This is a genomic window from Saccharothrix sp. NRRL B-16314, assembly GCF_000716595.1.
In the GTDB taxonomy this organism is placed as follows: Bacteria; Actinomycetota; Actinomycetes; order Mycobacteriales; family Pseudonocardiaceae; genus Actinosynnema.
On record NZ_JNXC01000030.1, the window covers coordinates 56255 to 71696 of the forward strand.

11 protein-coding genes are annotated in these 15442 nt (G+C 70.5%); 3 read left to right on the forward strand and 8 right to left on the reverse strand.

Going from position 1 to position 15442, the window contains the following annotated elements; all coding sequences use genetic code 11:
* Positions 1–47 precede the first annotated feature (47 nt).
* Positions 48–1490, reverse strand: a complete 1443-nt coding sequence (locus tag OQ02_RS31405) for an RICIN domain-containing protein (protein ID WP_051773021.1) — start codon at positions 1488–1490, stop codon at positions 48–50.
* A 342-nt stretch (positions 1491–1832) separates the two neighbouring features.
* Here OQ02_RS31405 and OQ02_RS31410 point away from each other — a divergent pair, with 342 nt between their 5' ends.
* Entirely contained in the window at positions 1833–2291 is a 459-nt protein-coding gene (locus OQ02_RS31410) for a DUF6292 family protein (RefSeq protein WP_051773022.1), read from the forward strand.
* An 8-nt stretch (positions 2292–2299) separates the two neighbouring features.
* Here the strand turns inward: OQ02_RS31410 and OQ02_RS31415 are convergent, their stop codons facing one another.
* Both OQ02_RS31415 and OQ02_RS31420 read right to left on the reverse strand, forming a co-directional pair.
* Complete coding sequence (locus OQ02_RS31415; RefSeq protein ID WP_033442257.1) at positions 2300–2674, reverse strand: STAS domain-containing protein; 375 nt, start codon at positions 2672–2674, stop codon at positions 2300–2302.
* Positions 2675–3353: 679 nt separating this feature from the next.
* Positions 3354–4433 carry a CapA family protein gene (locus OQ02_RS31420; RefSeq protein ID WP_033442258.1) on the reverse strand — a complete coding sequence of 360 codons (1080 nt, stop codon included), beginning with the start codon at positions 4431–4433 and terminating at the stop codon, positions 3354–3356.
* Between the two features lie 137 nt (positions 4434–4570).
* Here OQ02_RS31420 and OQ02_RS31425 point away from each other — a divergent pair, with 137 nt between their 5' ends.
* Positions 4571–5953: an FAD-binding oxidoreductase gene (locus OQ02_RS31425; protein ID WP_033442259.1), complete on the forward strand. Its 1383-nt coding sequence runs from the start codon at positions 4571–4573 to the stop codon at positions 5951–5953.
* A 63-nt stretch (positions 5954–6016) separates the two neighbouring features.
* Here the strand turns inward: OQ02_RS31425 and OQ02_RS31430 are convergent, their stop codons facing one another.
* The 5 genes from OQ02_RS31430 to OQ02_RS31450 all read right to left on the reverse strand — a co-directional run bounded on the left by OQ02_RS31430 (position 6017) and on the right by OQ02_RS31450 (position 11682).
* Complete coding sequence (locus OQ02_RS31430) at positions 6017–8581, reverse strand: chitobiase/beta-hexosaminidase C-terminal domain-containing protein (RefSeq protein ID WP_197043582.1); 2565 nt, start codon at positions 8579–8581, stop codon at positions 6017–6019.
* A 222-nt stretch (positions 8582–8803) separates the two neighbouring features.
* Positions 8804–9919, reverse strand: a complete 1116-nt coding sequence (locus OQ02_RS31435; protein WP_033442309.1) for an MAB_1171c family putative transporter — start codon at positions 9917–9919, stop codon at positions 8804–8806.
* Entirely contained in the window at positions 9910–10461 is a 552-nt protein-coding gene (locus OQ02_RS31440; RefSeq protein WP_081916071.1) for a hypothetical protein, read from the reverse strand. The genes OQ02_RS31435 and OQ02_RS31440 overlap by 10 nt, the downstream gene beginning before the upstream one ends.
* 4 nt (positions 10462–10465) lie before the next feature.
* Complete coding sequence (locus tag OQ02_RS31445) at positions 10466–11284, reverse strand: alpha/beta fold hydrolase (protein ID WP_033442260.1); 819 nt, start codon at positions 11282–11284, stop codon at positions 10466–10468.
* Positions 11281–11682: a helix-turn-helix domain-containing protein gene (locus OQ02_RS31450; protein ID WP_033442261.1), complete on the reverse strand. Its 402-nt coding sequence runs from the start codon at positions 11680–11682 to the stop codon at positions 11281–11283. The genes OQ02_RS31445 and OQ02_RS31450 overlap by 4 nt, the downstream gene beginning before the upstream one ends.
* A 506-nt stretch (positions 11683–12188) precedes the next feature.
* On the opposite strand from OQ02_RS31450, the gene OQ02_RS31455 reads away from it, so the two are divergent.
* Positions 12189–15173, forward strand: coding sequence for an MMPL family transporter (locus OQ02_RS31455; protein ID WP_063747190.1), 2985 nt, complete (start codon positions 12189–12191; stop codon positions 15171–15173).
* The last annotated feature ends 269 nt before the right edge of the window (positions 15174–15442 follow it).

The following is a 15442-nucleotide window of genomic DNA, read 5'->3' on the forward strand; positions in this document are numbered from 1 at the left end:
GTCACGCCGGGTCGAAGGCGTGCGCTGGTGTGGCCGCCCTCGTCGGTTCAGACGCGGCTGATCTGGAACTGCTGGTTCTGCCCGCCGTTGCACGGGTACTGCTTGAACTGGATGTTGTCCTGCGAGCCGCTGGGCAGGTCGAGGCACTTGCCGGAGTGCCGCGCGACCAGCCTGGAGTAACCCGACCCGACGTCGACGACGGACCACTGCTGGTTCTGCCCGGAGGTGCAGCTCCACTGCTGCACGGCCGCGCCGTCGGCCGTGCTGTTGTCGCTCACGTCCAGGCACTTGGTGGAGTGGCGGGCGATCAGCTGGTAGTACCCGCCGGTGGCCTGCAAGCGGAACTGCTGGTTGGTGCCGCTGCCGCAGGGGTACTGCATCAGCGCCGCGCCGTCGGCCTGGCTGACGTTGGCGATGTCGAGGCACTTGCCGGAGTGCCGCACGGAGATCCGGTTGTACGCCAAGGCCACCGTGCTGATCGTGCCGGTCGCCGTGTCGATGACGATCTGGCCGGCGTTCGACAGGGTCATCGTGGTGTCGTTCGAGAACGTGATCGGGAGCCAGACGTAGCTGGAGTCGCTCACCGGACCGCCCCACGCGCCGGCCCAGCGGTCGCCCATGTAGAGGTAGGACGTCGTCTGGGTGCCCTGGATCGGCAGCACGTACGCCGGTTGCGAGCCGTACGTGGTGGAGTCGCCCACGTTGCGCATCGCGCTCCAAGGGCCGGACATGCTGGTCGCGGTGGCGTACTTCGCCTGGTTCGGCGACCAGCCCGTCGCGCCGGACGTGAGCATGAAGTACACGCCGTTGCGCTTGAACACCGCGGGCGCCTCGCGGTGCCCGCCCGGCCACGGGTTGCCCACCAGCTGGGCGACGCCCCGGTAGTCGGCGTTGAGGCGGTAGATGTGCAGGTCGTAGTTCTCCCGCGCGGCCGAGATCATGTACGCCGTGCCGTTGTCGTCCTTGTACAGCGTGATGTCGCGTGACATGTGCTGGCCGAGCGGCCGGAAACTGCCCTGGTACGTGTAGTTCCCGTCCACTGTGGACGAGTACGCCACGGCGGCCCGCGCCTCGCCGTAGTGCTGGCCGTTCTCCCAGTGCATCCACATGACGTACTGGCCGGTGGACGCGTTGTAGATGACCTTCGGGCGTTCCACCCAGGAGGTCCGCAGCTCCGAGTGGCTGTTCTGGGTGAGGACGTTGTTGCGGAACTCCCAGTTCTTCAGGTCGGTCGACCGGTAGACCGAGACGGCCCGGAACAGGTTGTCCGGGTGCCGGTTCTCGCCGAACCAGTAGTAGTAGCCGCCGACCTTGATCACTCCACCACCGTGCGCCTCGACGCGGCTGCCGCTGGTGTCGGTGAACTGCACACCCACGTCGACGGTGACGGGCGCGGCGTGCGCCGTACCGCCGGGTAGCAGCAGGGTCGCCAGGCCGACGGCCGCGGCGGTCAACGCCGCACGCCACCGCTTAGGGGACAAGCGGGACATTCTGGACTCCTTTGTCCGGCCCACCACAGGGACGAGAACGCCAGCGCCGGGCGTGGGCGAATCCGTGCGCTGGTGCATCGGGCCGCCACCCGGCCGCGTGACGCGTAGTCGATGGCGGGGTGCGTGCGTGGAAGTCCGTGTTTACGCAAACATCGTGCCGAGAATCCTGGCAGCGCCGAGGGATCGTCGTCAACCCTCACCTCGTCGTCTCGGGGGACGGCCGGCTCAACCCGTCCGGGTGCACCCATCCGAGGTTGGTTCCCCCGATCGGCGGGTATCCGAACTTCGCGTCAAGCAGTCGGCGCATCGACACCTGGCGGTTGTAGAAGGGCGCGATGCTTGATGGAACTGGACTTCGACGACGCGTTGGTGCTGGGGCTCCGCGGGTACGTCCGACTGGTGACCGAGGAGGTCGGGCTCAGCGGTGAGTGCTCGTACGTGCACGCCGACCCCGCCGCCGCGTACCTCGCGCTGGACGGCCGGCTGCCCGGGTTCCCGGACCGCGACGTGGCGCTGCTGTGGGACGAGGACGGCGGCTGGTCGGTGGCCGTGGAGACGCACAGCGGAGAAGACCTCATCGTCTGCGCGTACTTCGGCGCGGACATCCTGCCGCCGCCTGCGGCCGTTGCCCGGTGGGTGCGCGGGCTGTTGCGCGGTGAACGGCGCCCCACGTCCCGGCCGGGGAAGCGGAAGGTGCACGGCGATCTCGTCCGACTCGTGGCGCCCTACGCCACGGCACTGCTCGTGCCGGCTCCGCGCACCGCGAGGCTTTCCGAAGCGGCGCCGGACGACGCCGCGTGATTCGGGGACTACTGGTGGGCCATCGATCGCGCCGGACGGTGCTCGGCACGCAGCGCCGTGAGCGCGTCCTCAAGAGTGGGGTGGACGTCCACCGCCTCGTCGACCAGCGTGACGCGCAGGGGGTGCAGGACGGCACGCCGGTCGGTCACCACGGCGAACCCCACGCCTTCGACCTGCGTGCGCAGCACCGCCTCCACCAGGAGTTGGATACCGGCCGACCCGAAGAAGTCGGTCCTGCTGAGGTCGACCACCAGCCCCGCCGGCCGTCGGTCGAGCTGCGCGGCGATCAACGCGCGCACCGCGGCGTCGCTGGCCATGTCGACCTCGCCGATCACTTCGACCACGGCGACGCCGTCGTGGTCGTGGGCTCTGGTTGTTTCCACGGGTGTTGTCCCGGTACGGGTGTGGCTCATGGACGCTCCTCGGTTCGCACGAGAACCGGCAACCGAGCTACTGCTCAACCCGAATCGTCGCTCCGCGCAGCTGTCATGGCTGGCCCACCCACCGTACGACGCCTGGTGAGGAACCACAACCGGGTGTGACACCGTCACCGTCGGTCACCGGTTCTTACGTCGCGACCGGTGACCAGCCGTCCGCGTGCCGACAGCACAACGGGGAACCCGGGAAGGAGAGCAGGACGAACCACCGTGAAGTGGAGACCCGTCGTGAAGCAATTGTCCGCACCGCGCAGGCGCGGCGGCCGTTGGGGGCCGTCGTACATGCCCGGTGCCCGCCAACCCGCTCCGCCGGACCCGACGCTGCCCGAACCGGGACCGGACCAGCCCGTGCCACCCGGCCCCGAACCGAGCCCGATCCCGCCGACACCGGTACCCGATCCCACCCCGCCGCAGCCCTGACGCGGGGGCAGAGCGGCAACCGGGTCAGAGCAGCAACCGGGTTAGCGCCGCGACCGGACCAGGGCGAGCAACCCGACCAGCACCGTAACCCAGGTCAGAGCCGCAACCCGGGCCGCCACCCGGGCCGCAGCCAGATGGGGGCCGCAACCGGGCCAGAGCCGCGACCCAGGTCAGAGCCGCAGCGGTTCAGGACCGCGCTACCGGGTCAGGGTCGTAGCCGGAGCGAGCCGTCCCGGTTGAGCCGGGTGCCCGGTCCGAACACCTGACGCAGGTGCTCCGCGTCCTCGACCGACGCGCGGCGCAGGCTCAGGCGGTGTGCGCGCATCGGGGTGATGCGGAGGTCGACCAGGTCACCGGTGCCCACGTCGACCGTGGCGAAGTACAGCGGGCGGAGGTCGTCGCGGTACTCCTCGTAGCCGCCGATCCCCTCGTAGTCGTTGACGAGATCACCGCAGCCGTAGAGGGCGAGCTTGCCGCGGTGGACCTCGATCCCGCGCGGGTGGTGCGAGGAGTGCCCGTGCAGGACGTCGACACCGCCGTCGAGGAGCCGGTGCCCGAACCGCACGTGATCGGCGGGTACCTCGTACCCCCAGTTCGACCCCCAGTGCAGCGAGACCACGACGACGTCACCGGCCCGCTTCACCCGCCGAACGCGGTCCACGACCCAGTCGGCGGTGGCGTCGGACAGGTCCGGGAGCAACACGACCCCCGGGCGTTCACCGGTCGCGCCCCACCGGTGCGGCACGCCGCTGGACCAGTGCGCGCAGGCGAAGACGACCACTCTCGCAGCTCCGACGGGAACGATCGCGGGCGCCACGGCCTCACCCGGGTTCCTCCCCGCCCCGGTGGTCGCGATCCCCGCCGCGGCCAGCGCGTCGAGCGTGTCGGCGAGCCCCCGTCGGCCGAAGTCGAGCACGTGGTTGTTGGCCAGCGCGCAGACGTCGGGGCGGGCGACCGTGAGGCAGCCGGTGTTACCCGGCGCCATCCGGTAGTGCACCGCCTTGCCGAGGTCGACGTCGTCACTGCGCGTGATGCTCGTTTCGAGGTTGATCACCCGCACGTCCGGGTCGACGGCGTCCAGTTCGGCCAGTGCCTCGCCCCACGGCCACGCGAAGCCCGCCGGCCGGGGAACCGGGCCGCCGACCTCCTCGGCCAGGCCGACGTACCGACCGGCGTCACGCACGTCCCGCTCCCACAACCGGGGGTCTCCCGGATGCGGCAGGATTTGATCCACACCCCGCCCGGTCATCACGTCACCGCAGAGGAACAGCGTCACCGAGGACACCTGGCGTCACCTCCGCCTGTCGGGCACGGCCAGTCCCCTCCACGAAGGCAATACCCACGCCCGACCTGCCGCGAACTCGCCCCGTTCGGTGGAGTGACAGGTCGCGGAACGGCGGGACCATGGGTCCGGGGGCCGCCATGGAATTCGACCGCAGGACCTTCATCCAGGCCACCGGACTCGTCGCCCTCGGCGCGTGGGACCGCGACTGGGACCGGCTGCGCCGCGCGCTCACCGGCAGGCTGGTGCTGCCCGGTGACGACCTTTACGACACCGTGCGCCGGCCGTACAACACGGTGTACGAGCACCGGAGGCCGGCGGCCGTCGCGCTGTGCGCCGACGAGTCCGATGTCGCGCGCTGCCTCGACTTCGCCGCACGGGAACGGATACCGGTCGCCGCCCGCAGCGGTGGTCACAGCTACGCCGGGTACTCGGTGCCCGAGGACGGGTTGGTCGTCGACCTCGCCGCGCTGAGCACGATCCGGGTGGACGACGACGGCCGGGCGCGGGTCGGCGCGGGCACCCGGATGATCGACCTCTACGACCGGCTGGCCGGTGCCGGGCGACTGCTGCCCGCCGGGTCGTGCGCGACCGTCGGCATCGGCGGGCTCACGCTGGGCGGCGGGATCAGCGTCGTCGGCCGCAAGTACGGCCTGACGTGCGACCGCTTGCTCGCCGCACGGGTCGTGACACCGGACGGCCGCTCGCACCGGACCGACCGGCACACCGAGCCCGACCTGTTCTGGGCGCTGCGCGGCGGCGGTGGCGGCAACTTCGGCGTCGTCACGTCCTTCACGTTCGACACCGCGCCCGCGCCCGAGGTGGTCGTGTTCACCCTGGAGTTCCCGGCGGGCGCGGCGACCGACGTGCTCGGCGCGTGGCAGGAGTGGATGGTGGGCACGCCGGACGGGCTGTGGACGGTGTGCAACGTCGGGTCGGGCACCCCGCCGGGAACGAACGTGGTCGGCACCTGGATCGGGTCCGAGCAGGAGCTGTCCCGGCTGCTGGACCGGCTCACCGCGAAGGTCGCGCCGTCCACCCGCACGGAGGTGCCGATGGACTACGGCACCGCCATGCGGTACTTCGCCGGCTGCCTGCCCGCGTGCGCACCGGACGACGGGTCGCCCTTCGTGGCCTCGTCGAGGATGCTGTACCGGCCGGTCGACCCGGCGCGGGTCGTCGCCCTGCTGACCGGTCGGCGGGCGGGACGGGCCCAGTTCGACTCGTTCGGCGGCGCCATCGGCCGGGTCCGGCCGGAGGACACCGCGTTCCCGCACCGGCACGCCATCAGCAGCGTGCAGGCGTACGTGGACGTCGTGGACGTCGACGAGGCCGAAGCCCGCCGCATCCTGGCCGATCTGCGCGACGGGCTCGGTCACCACACCGGTTACGTCAACTACATCGACCCCGACATGCCGGACTGGCAGACCGCGTACTACGGCCGCAACCTGCCCCGGTTGCGCCGCATCGCCCGCCGCTACGACCCGGACCGCGTGCTGGCGTTCCCGCAAGGCCTGACTTGACGATCAGCAACGCCGGTGGGGCGAGCCGAAAGAGACTCGCCCCACCGGCGTTGTGCTGTCAGGTCACGGGTAGTTGACCAGGTTGCTGGGCACGGTGCCCGGCTGCGTCACCCCTCCCGCGTCGTTGATCACGCGGGTGATGAGGCCCTGGTAGTTGAGCGAGACGGTCGCCATGTTGTGGAACCTCACGCCGGACGTGTTGGGCACCTCGAAGGCGTGGTAGGAGCTCACCGAGGGGTTGACGTTGAAGAAGCAGTAGCTGCCCAACCCCCACGCCTCGTGCGTGGTGACGTTGTTGCCCACCTTGTACGCCGCGTACCCGTTGACACCCGGCGCGCTCATCCAGGACGCCTGGTCGGGCACGTCGTAGGGCATCTCGTTCTGGTAGAAGATCGTCCTGCCGCCCTGGCCGTTCCAGATCACCTGGTGCTTCTGGTAGTGCTCGACGAACAGGCCGGTCGCCAGGACGTTGTTGCCGTTGACGATGAGCCCGGTGTCACCCGTCGCCTGCGTCCACCCCCACGTGCCCGCGTTGCCGTGGTCGGCGCGCCAGGCCCAGATGTGGTCGATGACCACGTCGTGGCTGTTGACGACCAGGCTCGTGGTCGCCTTGCCCGCGATCGCGCCGCCGATGCGGAAGAACACGTCCTGCAACGTCGTCGGGTTGCTCGCGTGACCGGCGTTCGAGCCCGCCGGGCCGACGGTCAGCAGCGCCGCCGAGTTGGTGGTGCCCGCGTCGAACAGGATGCCCTTGATCCGGACGCCGTCCACGTCGGCGACCTGCATGGCGTTGACCCCGTTGTCCGGGATCAGGGTCGGGTAGCCGATGCCGAGGACGACGGTGTCGGCCTTCGTCACGTTGAGCGTCCGGTCGAGGTGGTAGATGCCGGGGGTGAAGAACAGGTGGCAGCCCGCGGCCAGCGCGGAGTTGATGGACGACGCGGTGTCGCCCGCCTTCACCACGTAGAACTGGCTCATCGGCAGCGACGTGCCGGGGGTGCTGCCGTTCGCCCAGCTCGCGCCGGAGGCGTTGGTGCGCAGCGAGGGCTGGAACACCCGGTACTTGCCCGCGCTGTCGATGTACAGGTAGGGCACGTCACGGGAGACGGGAGTGGTGGCCAAGTTGGTGTGCGGCGGGTTCGGGAACGCGGTCGGCGGAGCGCCGGGCGTGCCGGAGAACACCATGTTCCACACGCCGCCGGCCCAGCTGCCGAGGTTGCTGTCCCTGGTGTACCACTGCTGCTGCGACACCGACGAGGTCTGGCCGGAGACCTTGGTGTCGGCGATGTAGCCGCCGCTGGCGAAGCCGTAGCTCGCCGGGTAGAGCTGGAGGTTGCCGCGGATGTCCATCCGGCGGAACGGGGCGGCCTGCGCCACCGCCCAGCGGTTGGAGCCGCTGCTCGGGTTGACGGCCATGTTCTCCGCCGACCGCCAGAAGTTCTGCAGCGCCACGCCCTTGTCGGACTCGTTGAACGCGTCGACCGTGATGTCGCCGTTGATCACCACGTCGCCGGGGTTGCGACCCAGGCCCGCGACCGAGGTGTAGTAGCCGACGTCGTCGTGCACGCTGTAGGTGCCCGGCTTGAACAGGTGCGCGACCCGCCGGTCGGCCATCTGCGCGGTGATCGTGTCCTTCTGCGCGTTGAAGTCCGCGTCGAGCTGCGCCTGGATGGTCGCCGAGGACATGCTCGGGTCGAAGATCCGGGTGTTGGGCCCGAAGTTCGGGGTGTCGGACTGGGTGGGGCACCCGGCCGAGGTGCCGATCGTGTAGGTGGCACTGCCCACCGACGAGTTCGCCAGACCGGACTTCAGCGCGATCGCGTTCACGGTCCTGCTGCTGGGCACGCTGATCGGCCCGCTGTACAGCGTGGAGGACGCGGTGGGAGTCGAACCGTCCACTGTGTACCGGATGGTCGAACCCGAGGTGGCCGAGGAGATCGTCACCGTCTGCCCGGACGCGTACTGGCCGCCCGCCGGGCTGAACGTCGGCGTGGCGACGGCGGCGCCGATGACGTACGCCGCGGTCGCGACGGCGGAGTTCGGCTGACCGGACTTCAGCCCGATCGCCTTCACCGTCCTGCTGCTGGGCACGCTGATCGGCCCGCTGTACAGCGTGGAGGACGCCGTGGGTGTCGAACCGTCCACTGTGTACCGGATGGTGGCGCCCGAGGTGGCGGTGGAGATCGTCACCGTCTGCGCGGTCGAGTACGTGCCGGCGCCGGGGGTGAACGTCGGCGTGGCGACGGGGGAGCTGACGTTGCCGTGGGTGTAGCTGAAGTGCGGCGTGTCGTACTGCGGACCGCTCTTCTCGTAGGTGAACCAGTAGTCCAGCACGGTGCCGGCCGTCAGGGAACCGACCGTCTTCTGCCACGTCCCGGCGTTGTTCGTCATCCGGAAGTTCTGCTGGCCGGCGCCGGTGGCGATGTAGTGGACGTCGACGTAGAGCGCGGCGGTCGTCGGCCGGAAGTCGATCCGCGCCTGCGTGGCGTCGACCTGCGTGACGGCCTGGGTGTAGTCGGCCTCGGCCGCGGCGATGCCCGTGACGGCCGGGAGGGCCGCGAACACGGCCAAGGCGAGCGCGGCCAGGCGTGAACGCCGGCGTGCGGGGCTGTGAGGGCTCGGTATCACGTTGATGCCACCTCCGTGCAGGGGAACAGCAGATGACTTGCACGTGAGAGCGCTCTCACAGTCCGAGACTAATACGGCGAGCTCCAGCCGGGAAGGGCTGCACCCGCAGAAACGAGCCGGAGACCGAAAACCGGGCCACGTTCGGGCTTTCGCACCAACCGACCCGCGCATTCGGCCCACGAAAGCCGGGGCCAGGCGGCTTCCTGGCCGCTCGCGGGCCGCTCAGAGCGCGCGGGAGAGGGCGATGATCGCCTGGGTGTCGCTCTCCATGCCGGCTTCCAGGGGCGGGGCGATGACCGTGGGAACGGTGGGATCGGTGGCGTCGGCGCGGCGCTCGATGGCCGCCCGGACCAGTGCGGCCTGCTCGGCCGGGGTGTGCGTGGGCAGCGCCGCGGTCGACATGTACGGGCTGAGGCAGACCAGCCCGTCACGGCACTCGATGACCCGCCGGTAGTAGCGCATCCGCATGCGGCGGACGGTGAACCAGTCGCGACCCGGGCTGCGCTCGGGGAACAGGGCGATGGTGGGGAACTCCCGGTACAGGATCTCCCACAGCGGCCGGAGTTCGTGGTACCGGCTCTTGGCCTGCACCCACAGGCGGACCTTGACGATCCCGGTGCGGGCGCCGGGGTAGCCGACGCCGAGGAAGAACACGGCCACGCCCGTCGCGAGCAGGGGAGAGGTCCAGGTCGCGGTGGCGGGCAGGACGGGGTCGCCGGTGGTGAGCCGGCCGGTCATGGCGATCACCCGGGGGACGTGGTCGCCGAGGCACGCGATGGCCAGCCCGACTGCGGCGACCCGCAGCCCCTTGCGGGTGTGGGCGAGCGCGTGCTGCGCCACCGTCCACGAGAGGTGGGCGCCGCGCGCGGTGGCGTAGGCCATGAACAGGTTGCCGACCAGGTGGAAGACGAGCACCCCGGCCGGACCGGACGCCTCCGTGTAGTCCCCGTAGTTGGCGCCCGAGCTCGACGGCTCGGTGGTCGCGAAGGTGATGACCAGGACGGCGCTGGTCGCGACCGCGAGACCGAGGTCGGTGAAGAACGGGGCGCGGGAGATGTCGAACCGGGAGCCGGTGGTGCGCAGCAAGCTCAGCAGCAGCACGAAGAAGAAGTTGAGCAGGATGAACTCGACCAGCACCGGCGTCTGCCGGGGGAAGTGGTTGCCCGCCAAGGCGACCGCGAGCTGGGCGGTGAGCGCGAGGAGCACCAGGACCGTGCACGTGGTGACGATCTGCAGGCCGCGGTCCCGGGGGACCCTGATCAGCTGCGATCCCTTCCAGACCGCCGCCATCGCCGCCGCGCACCACATGATCCCCAGCACTATCACCGCTACAGCCATCCCTGGTGGTCGTCGAACGCGCCGCTGACGAGTCTGCCCGCGCCGGTGGTCGACCGGCCCCCGGCGCCGAGCCCTTCGAGCAGGACGGCCCACTCCTTGATCACGGTGGCCACCATCTCCGCCTCCCGCTCGGCGACGGCACTGTAGCCCTCACGGCGCAGCGCCCGCAGCACGATGTCGGTGGGGATGTCGGGGAAGATCTGCGCCCACAGGTCGTCGTCGTCCTCGTCACCACCGTGCTCGCTGATGATGTGGCCGAGTTCGTGCAGGATGATGTGCTCCTGGTGCGCGGGCGTCGTGTCGCGCTGGTAGAGCACGTAGTCCTCGGTGTGCGTGCCGATCCACAGCCCGAAGGCGCCAGGGGTCGGCAGCGGGTAGGCGACGAGGTTGATCGCCCGCTTCCGGTGCTCGGACAGCCGCCGGCACAGCAGGCGCACGTCCAGCGGGGCGCCGATGTCGAGCTCGCGCAGCAACTGCTTCACGCCCCGGCGCAGGTGCGCCTCGCCGCGCCAGTGCCGACGGCCGGACTTGTCGGCTCTCACCCGGTCACCCCCGGACGCCGGCGAGGCGGCTGATCGCCGCCGCGGTGCCGCGCGGGTGGGTCGCGGGTGCTTCGTGGCCGCCGTCGATGCCCACGAACGGCACGCCGAGGTCCCGTGCGAGCTCGCGGGCGCAGCGGTACTCCCAGCGTTCGCTGCCGCCGGTGCCGCCGGTCAGGGTGATGGGGACCGCCGGGACGACCGGCCGGAGCAGGTCGGCGCTGACGCCGCTGGTGCGCACCGCGGGGAAGTCGTGGGCGAAGAACCGCTTCAGCGCGGCGTTGATGTCACCGCCGGGCCGTGCGGGCTTGGCGCCGGGTTCGAGTTCGGGCTGTTTCCCCGCGAGGCCGGCCATGTGGCGGATCGCCGCGCGTGCGTCGTCGCGGGCGAGCTGGGCGACGTGGTCGAGTTCGCGTTCGCGGTCGGGTTCGCGCACCACGTCCGGCAGGGGCGGCTCGTGGGCGATCACCGCCGACACCAGCTCCGGGTGGTCGACGGCCAGCCGGAGGGCGATCACCGCGCCGATGCTGGCACCCACCACGACGGCCGGCTGCCCGGCGGTGCTCCGCAGCAGCTCGGCGGCGTCGGCGGCGTGGACGCCGATCGTGGTGGCGGCCGTGTCGTCGACGGTGGAGCGGCCCAGTCCGCGCCGGTCGTAGGTGATCACGCGCGCACCCTCGTCGACGAGCTGGTCCACCAGCTGGCCGGTGGCGTCGGCGTCACCGATGCCACCCTGGACCACCAGGACGTTCCAGCCGGAACCCCGGACCTCGTAGTGCAGCGAGCCGCCGTCGACGGGCACAGTCCCGGACTGGGCGTGCGTCATGTGTCGTCTTCTCCTTGCCTGGCCTGGAAGTCCATGAACTCCAGCACGCTCCGCAGGCGCTCGGGGGACAGCTCGCTCGCCCGGGTCGCCAGGCGGTGGACCTGCTGCTCACCCAGTTTCGCCAGCAGTTCGTACTGCCGGGTCAGCTCCATGGCCCGGGGGGAGTCCGCGAAGTACTCCAGGTCCACCTCGAAAAATCTCGCCAGCTTGACGACCAGAGAGTAGCCGGGCTCGCACTGGCCAGCCAGGAGCAGGTACACGTACGACCGCGACACACCCATCGCGTCGGCGACCTCCGCCTTGCCGTACGGCTTGCCGTCGGGGCGGCGGACGCTGTTGAACAGCAGTCTCAACTTGTCGGCGAACGCCGAGCCCCCCGCACTGTCGGTATCAGACAAGGGTCCACCCTCCCACCGCCACAGGCGTCAAGTATGTTGGACAACGACCACGCTGGCAATGAGGATAGTTGACACCCTTGCCAGGGAACCCTACGATCGAAGCGTACTGTCGAGTTTACTTGACGCCGAGCGCGTCCGGGCCGGCAGTACCTGCCGGCGGTGAGCAGGGGGAGCAAGGTCGCCTGCCGCCGGGAGTGCTGGGGGATGGGGGCGTGGTGGGGCGGTGGCGTACATCCGCCGCCCCACCACGAAAGTCACCGCCCCACCGCGGAAGCCGCGGGAGCACGGCTCCCGCGCTCGCGGCATCTCGCCGGCGGGATGAGCGCCGGCCGTCTCGTCCACACCGGTCATCCGCCCTTTCGCTCGTGGACCCGACTTCGCGCGCGAAAACCCTTGCGCCGGAACAGGTCTCGGCCCACGGGCGTCACCTGGCCCTTTGATCGACGCTCACCGGCTGTGTATCGTCCGTCGCAATCGCGTGACGACCGATCCGGGGGGACGGGGCAGTGGCGAGTGGGGCGAAGGACGGTTTCCGGTTCCGACTCCTGTCCCTGCTCGTGTGGATCGGGATCGCGGCCGGGATCAACCTCGCCGTGCCGCAGCTGGAGACGGTGATCGCCGGTAGCTCGGTGCCCGTGGTGCCCGAGTCGGCACCGTCCTCGCAGGCGTTGGTCGCGATGGACAAGGCCTTCGGGAACGCGAACGCCAAAGCGGTCGCGTTCGTGGTGCTGGTCAACGAGAAGGGCCTGACCCAGGCCGACCAGGACTACTACCGCGACCTGGTCGGCAAGCTGCGCGCCGACCGCGATCACGTCGCCGGCGTGCAGGACTTCCTCAGCCTGCCGGAGCTGAAGTCGGCGCTGGCCGCCGAGGACGGCAAGGCCTGGTACGTGCCGGTCGGCCTGCACGGCGGTGCCGGCTCGGCCGAGGCGGCGTCCGACATCGCCTTCCTGCGTGCGACGGCCGACGAGGGCAGACCCGCTGACCTGCTCGTCAGCGTCACCGGCGCCACCGCGACGATCAGCGACCTGTTCGTCTCCGTCGAGGAGAGCATCCTCCCGATCACCGTGCTCACGGTCGTGCTCATCGCGATCATCCTGTTCGGCATCTACCGGTCGCCGGTCACCGTGATGATCGCCCTGTCGACGATCGGCGTGGCGTTGGCGGTCGCACGCGGTGTCACGGCGTTCCTCGGGGAGCACCTGTTCAGCGTGTCGACGGTGACCGCGTCGTTCCTCACCGCGGTGGTGCTCGGCGCGGGCACCGACTACGGCGTGTTCCTGATCAGCCGGTACCACGAGTTGCGGCGTGACGGGGTGGAGCCGCAGGAGGCCGTGCGCACCGCCGCGGCGAAGGTGAAGCACGTCATCGTCGCCTCCGCCGCCACCGTCGCCGCCGCGTGCGCCTGCATGGGGTTCGCCGAGCTGGGCGTCTTCAGCACCACCGGCCCCGCCATCGCGACCAGCGTCGTGGTCACGCTGGTCACGGCGTTGACGCTGACCCCGGCGCTGCTCGGCATCGCCGCCCGCTTCGGGTGGGCGGAACCGCCGCGCGGGCGCTCCGGCCGGTTCTGGCCGGTCATCGGCAAGGCGGTCGAGCGCCGTCCCGGTGCGGTGCTGGTGCTGGGACTGGTGCTGCTCGGTGCCATGGCCGCGTTCTACCCGTTGCAGCGCACGAACTTCGACGAGCGCGCCATGCAGCCCGAGACGACCGAGAGCAACGTCGGCTACCGCATCCTGGCCGAGCACTTCCCGTCGAACGAGGTGGTGCCGGGCTACCTGGTCATCGCCGCGGACCACGACCTGCGCAACCCGGGTGACCTCGCGGCGCTGGAGCACGCGGCGGCCGGTGCGGCGAAGGTGCCCGGCGTCGCGACGGTGCGCGGCGTGACCAGGCCGTTCGGCACGCCGCTCGACGTGGCCTCGCTCGGCAACCAGGTCGGGCAGGTCGGGCAGGAGCTGTCCGACGCGGGCACCAAGGTCGAGCAGACCAAGAAGGACGCCGACGTGCTGTCCGGCGGTGCGAAGCAGGTCGCGGAGGGCGCGGACCGGCTGGCCGACGGCGCGCGTGACGGCTTGAGCGGCATCGACACGATCATCACCGGCCTGCAGGACGGCGGTAAGGGGCTCGCCGAACTGGAGACGGGCGCGGCGCGCGGGTACGACGGCGCGACCGCGCTGGTGTCCGGCGCCCAGGAACTCGCCGCCGCGCTGCGGCTGGCCCACACCCAGACCTCGGTCGCGGTAGACGGGTTGCGGCTCGCCTCCGAAGCCCTCGCCGGGGACCTGCTCTGCGGGCTCGACCCCGTGTGCGCGAAGGTGCGGCAAGGAATCGACGAGATCTACCGCGCCCAGCGCGACCAGCTCCTGCCGGGCCTGCTGAGGGCGGCGGAAGGCGCGGACGCGCTGGCGAAGGGCAACACCGACCTGGCGAACGGCCTGCGGCAGATCCAGGAGGGCATCGGCACCGCGCACGCGGGCGTCGACCAGCTCACCTCCGCCCAGCAGCGGCTCAAGGAAGGGCTCGGCGGGCTCGTCGACGGGCTGGACAAGGTCGCCGACGGAGCCAACCAGGTCAGCGACGGCTCGAAGCAGGCCGGGCAGACCGCGCAGCAGTTCGTCGAAGGGCTCGACCGGGCCGCCGCTTTCCTGCTGAACGCGAGCAAGGACGCGGCTGACACGTCCGTGGGCGGCTTCTACCTGCCCGCCGGCGCCATCGACGACCCCCGGCTCGCGCTGGCGCGCAACTACTACCTCTCGGCGGACGGCCGGACCGCGCGGCTGGTGGTGCTGGACGGCACCGACCCGTTCGGCGCGGAGGCCATCGCACGGGTCGACGCCGTCAAGGACGCCGTGCGAACCGCGTTGCGCGGCACGTCCATGGAGAACAGCGAAGTGCTCGCCGCCGGCCCGGCCGCGGTCAACGCCGACGCCGACCGGCTGATCAAGAAGGACTTCGCGCTCGTCGCGTCGATCGCGCTGCTGTGCGTCCTGCTGATCCTGGTGCTGCTCATGCGCAGCTTCCTCGCCCCGCTCTACGTCCTGCTGTCCGTGGTGCTCTCCTACGCGGCGGCCATGGGCGCGAGCGTGCTGGTGTGGCAGGAACTCGTCGGCGTCGATCTCGAGTGGACGGTGCCGCTGATCACGTTCGTCGTGCTAGTCGCGGCCGGTGCGGACTACAACATCCTGTTGATGACACGCATCCGGGAGCTGGCGCCGAACGCCGACAGAGCGGGCATCCGCCAGGCGGTCGTACTCACCGGCGGCGTGATCACCTCGGCGGGCGTCATCTTCGCGGCGAGCTTCTTCGCGATGATGAGCTCCGACGTGGTGACGTTGGCACAGGCGGGTTTCACGATCGGCACGGGGCTCCTGCTGGACACGTTCGTGGTGCGCGCCCTGGTGGTGCCGTCGATGGCGACGCTGTTCGGCCTCTCGGGCAAGGGTTTCGTCGCTCGGACCCCCGAAGCCGCGGCCGTCCCGGCTCCCTGATCGCGGTGTGACGGCGCGGTCGCGGTAGGCGGCGTTGCGCCCCCGGTTCACCCGCCTCGTACGCGCTGCGTCACGGGCTTCGTCCGATTGTGTGTTTCCAGGTGGAGCCGAATGGTCCACGGTTGACAGCCGGATGCGGCCGTCCATATGATCGCTGACAATTGAACCAGGGGGTAACAAATCAGCGGTCGAGCGTGTCGGCCGAAAGATGTGGAACCTGTTCTCATCGGACCGTAACCTTCTCGCGTGTTGCTCGTTTACTGAGTAGG

Bases quoted from the DNA above. Each gene is read 5' to 3' on its own strand.
- OQ02_RS31405 (WP_051773021.1), bottom strand. From the start codon at position 1,490: ATGTCCCGCTTGTCCCCTAAGCGGTGGCGTGCGGCGTTGACCGCCGCG.
- OQ02_RS31410 (WP_051773022.1), top strand. From the start codon at position 1,833: ATGGAACTGGACTTCGACGACGCGTTGGTGCTGGGGCTCCGCGGGTAC.
- OQ02_RS31425 (WP_033442259.1), top strand. From the start codon at position 4,571: ATGGAATTCGACCGCAGGACCTTCATCCAGGCCACCGGACTCGTCGCC.
- OQ02_RS31435 (WP_033442309.1), bottom strand. From the start codon at position 9,919: ATGGCTGTAGCGGTGATAGTGCTGGGGATCATGTGGTGCGCGGCGGCG.
- OQ02_RS31445 (WP_033442260.1), bottom strand. From the start codon at position 11,284: ATGACGCACGCCCAGTCCGGGACTGTGCCCGTCGACGGCGGCTCGCTG.